The sequence below is a fragment of the Polaromonas sp. P3_C2 genome (assembly GCF_056402675.1).
On the sequence record NZ_JBFUGX010000417.1, the window covers coordinates 1 to 3793 of the forward strand.

4 protein-coding genes are annotated in these 3793 nt (G+C 61.3%); all 4 read left to right on the forward strand.

Features of this window, described 5'->3' with window-relative positions; translation table 11 throughout:
• A partial coding sequence (locus tag AC1DWI_RS16260) for an ATP-binding protein (RefSeq protein ID WP_477725219.1) occupies positions 1–1196 on the forward strand: 1196 nt, incomplete at its 5' end.
• Positions 1197–1252: 56 nt separating this feature from the next.
• Entirely contained in the window at positions 1253–1624 is a 372-nt protein-coding gene (locus tag AC1DWI_RS16265; RefSeq protein WP_457279080.1) for a response regulator transcription factor, read from the forward strand.
• A 10-nt stretch (positions 1625–1634) separates the two neighbouring features.
• Positions 1635–2093: a chemotaxis protein CheX gene (locus AC1DWI_RS16270; protein WP_431097274.1), complete on the forward strand. Its 459-nt coding sequence runs from the start codon at positions 1635–1637 to the stop codon at positions 2091–2093.
• 184 nt (positions 2094–2277) lie between these two features.
• Positions 2278–3492 (forward strand): MFS transporter, encoded by a 1215-nt coding sequence (locus AC1DWI_RS16275; protein ID WP_477671579.1) that lies wholly within the window; start codon positions 2278–2280, stop codon positions 3490–3492.
• Positions 3493–3793 lie beyond the last annotated feature (301 nt).

A 3793-nucleotide genomic window follows, 5' to 3' on the forward strand; every position in this document is an offset into this window, starting at 1 on the left:
TCGAGTTGCTGTTCTCTCCACACGTCAAGGAGCAGCTGATCCAGGGCATCAACCCGCTGTCGGAGGTGGAACTCACCGTCAGGAACCGGCTGGGCCAGGACACCAAGCGCTACCTTTCGTTCCATTTCAACCGGGTGCAGGACGGCAACACCGTGCGGCATCTGCTGGTCACCGTGCAGGACATCACGCAAAAAGTCGAGTTGCAGGCCCGGTTGACCGGCGAACGCCAGCGCTCGCAAAAAGAGCTGTCCATGATGCTCAAGGCTTTCGAGACGGAGCCGGCCATGATGCGCGCTTTTGTAGAGCGAGCTGAAGCGTCCCTGCTGGAAGTCAACGACCTGCTGCGAAGCACTTCATCAGCCGCCTCGGAAGTCCAGGTGCTCAAAGCTGTGGACGGCGCCTACCGCCGCATCCACGCCTTCAAGGGCGACGCAGCGTCGCTCGGACTGGAAATCCTGGCCACACTGGCCCATCAGTTCGAAAGCGAGTTGCAAAAGCTCAAGGACAACGGCGCCGCCACCGGCGACGCTCTGCTGGCCCTGCCTTTGCCGCTCGAGGACCTGCTGGCCAAGGTCGGCGCCTTCAAGGCGCTGGGCCAGAAGCGCTCAGGCGGTGACACGGCGCCCGCCCCGGACGGTTCCGCATCGCAAGGACTGAACGCCGTGCTGACCCAGCTGGCGAACGAGGTCGGCACCGACTGCGGCAAACGCGTGGATGCCGAGGTGCGTATGGGGAGTGCCCAGGACATGCCGGCCGACAAGATGAACCTGCTGCGCGAAATMGCCATCCAGCTTCTGCGTAACGCCGTGGTGCACGGCGTGGAGGTGCCATCCGTGCGGCGCGCTGCGGGCAAGGCGGAGTCCGGGCGGATTACCGTCAACCTCACCCGGAACGAAGACGGCCAGTGGCAGCTCAGCGTGCGCGACGATGGCGCGGGCCTGAATGCGGCCGACGTTCGCCGCCGTCTGCTTGAACTGGGCTGGTATACGCCTGAGCAGCTGCAAAGCTTCAGCGAGCAGCAGATCGTTGCACATATTTTCAAGCCGGGCTTTTCCACGGCCGGTGCCACCTCCCGCCACGCAGGCCGCGGCGTGGGCCTGGACCTGGTGCAGACCAACGTGCAGCAGCTGGGGGCGCGCCTGCTGCTCTCCAGCACGCCCGGCCAGCACACCGAATTCAAGGTTTCTTTTTCCTGAATTTTCCTGAAGCAATCCAGCAATGGCCATCACAAACCCCACACAGGAGCTTCTCCATGCGACTGCTGATTGTTGACGACTCCAACATGATCCGGACCCGGATTTCGAGAGTGGTGCAAAACGGCGGCATCAAGGGCGTGGTGCTCGCAGGCCTGGCCAAAAACGGCCTTGAAGCCGTGCGGCTGGCCCGGGCAACCCGCCCCGAGGTCGTCACCATGGACCTGACCATGCCTGAGATGGACGGCATTGAATGCATCACCGCATTGCTGAAGTTCGACCCGTCCATCAAGATACTGGTGGTCAGCGCGCTCAGCGACAAATCGACAGCCATCCAGGCACTCAAGCTGGGCGCCCGCGGATTCGTTGCCAAACCCTTTACCGACGAAGAGCTGCAGATTGCACTGCTCGACGTTGCAGACGTGCGCTAAGGACATTGTTATGGCCACACTGAACGAAAACGACCTCAAGCTCTTTGTCGATTCCATCCGGCATTACCTCAAGATCACGACCCGGCAGGAACCGCAGATCACCTCGGCCTATCTCGGCACGGGAGATATCGAAGCCTTTGAATTCAACGGCATCGTGACCTTTTCCGGAAGCCACAACGGACATGTGGTGGTGTCCATGCCGGGGAAACTGGTGCGCGAGATTTTGCTGCTCCAGCATGAAACCGACCTCAGCGATGGCAACTTGCTTGATGCGGTGGGTGAAATCGCCAACACCCTGGCAGGCAATGCACGCAAGGCTTTGGGGTCCGAGCTGCAGATTTCAGTGCCGATCAAGCTGCAGGGTGCGCAGGGCATGAAAGCCCGGGTACGCAAGCGCCCCTACGTGATCACCTTGCGCTGGAACCACTACGCGGCAATGGTCTGCGTCGACATGGACCGCAAAAACTAGCCCGCGACCTCGGTCGGCTTGGTTGATTCGCACGGCTGCACGCACGCAATGTGTGCGTCGCACCAAAAGAAACCGCAACTCAGGCTCAAATTGCGCTGCAAGGGTGCATTTTGAGTGCCCCAAGTTGGCATGCTTTTCGCACTGTTTCTGTGAATCAACCATCTTCACAGAAAGAGCTTGCACCATGGCGGGGTTTCGTAATTTTCTCAAGGCTGGCCACGCGCCCACACTGGGTGCGGCGTTTTTCTACTTCGCGTTTTCGTGCTGCATCTGGGTCATGAACGGCGCCATGGCGCCTTTCATTTCGGAAACCTACAAGCTCTCGCCCACAGAAAAAGGCGTGATGCTGTCGGTTCCCATCTTCGCCGGCGCGCTGATGCGCTTTCCGCTGGGCGTGCTGGCGCAATACATTGGCCGCAAAAATGCCACGCTGGTCGAAATGGGCCTGATCATGGTGGCGCTGCTGTTCGGCTACTTCGTGGTTGACTCCTACAGCAGCCTGCTGGCCATGGGCGTGCTGCTGGGCATTGCCGGCGCCAGTTTCGGCGTGGCGCTCAGCCTGGGTTCGGGCTCCTTCCCTCCCCGTTACAAGGGCCTGGCCATGGGTCTGGTCGGTGCGGGCAACGTGGGCACCGCTGTCTCCGTGCTTGTCGCGCCGGCGCTGGCGCAGCGCTTCGGCTGGCAGTCGGTCTACGGCATTGCTGCCGTAGCCATGCTGCTGCCGATGATCGCGATGATTCTTTTTGCCAAAGAACCCGACGATGTGGACAGCCACGCCACCCTGCGCGAACACGTGGCCTGCCTGTTCGAAAAAGACGGCTGGGCTTTCAGCCTGATCTACGCCGTGAGTTTTGGCGGCTTCATCGGGCTGGCGACGTTTTTGCCTTCCTACTACTACGACCAGTTCGGCGTCAGCAAGGTGCAGGCCGGGCAGCTGTCGATGCTGGCAGCCTTCATGGGCGCGGCGCTGCGCATCTTCGGCGGCTGGATCTCGGACCGCTGGGGCGGCGTGAACACCTTGAGCGTCGTGCTGCTGACGATTGCCGCCACGCTCGTGGCATGCGGCCTGGCCAGCAAATCCCTGGTGGCCACCACCTTGCTGGTCATGCTGTGCTTTGCCGCACTGGGTGCAGGCAATGGCGCCCTTTTCCAGCTGGTACCGCTACGCTGGCCCCTGGCTACTGCGGTAGCYGGCTCCATGATCGGGGAAATCGGCGCACTGGGCGGCGGCCTGGTGCCCAATGCCATGGGTATCTCCAAGCAGTATGCGGGCACTTACATGTGGGGTTTCTTCTTTTTTGCAGCCTTGTCGCTGGGCATGCTGGTGATGCTGCGGGTGATGCAGATTCGGTGGACACGAACCTGGGCGGAGAAAGGTGGACGGGCGAGGACTGCTTGAGGATGCGCCTTTAGCTGAGGCCGCTGGCCGGGGTTGCCCGGCGGCAAGTAACTTTCTTTTGCGTCGCCAAAAGAAAGTCACCAAAGAAAAGGCGACCCTGCTGTTTGCGACCCTACGCTTCGCTTCGGGCAACCTGCGGTGCTCGGTTCAGGCGGGGTCTCGCTCGAACTCGCTTCGCTCAGACAATCGCGATCCCTGATCCGCCTGAACCTGCGCTCCTCGGCGCAGACAGAAGGGGTAATCGGGAGCGGGGACTGAAGACAAATACCAACTCCAATACCAACAAGGACACGCCATGGCG

Bases quoted from the DNA above. Each gene is read 5' to 3' on its own strand.
- AC1DWI_RS16270 (WP_431097274.1), top strand. From the start codon at position 1,635: ATGGCCACACTGAACGAAAACGACCTCAAGCTCTTTGTCGATTCCATC.
- AC1DWI_RS16265 (WP_457279080.1), top strand. From the start codon at position 1,253: ATGCGACTGCTGATTGTTGACGACTCCAACATGATCCGGACCCGGATT.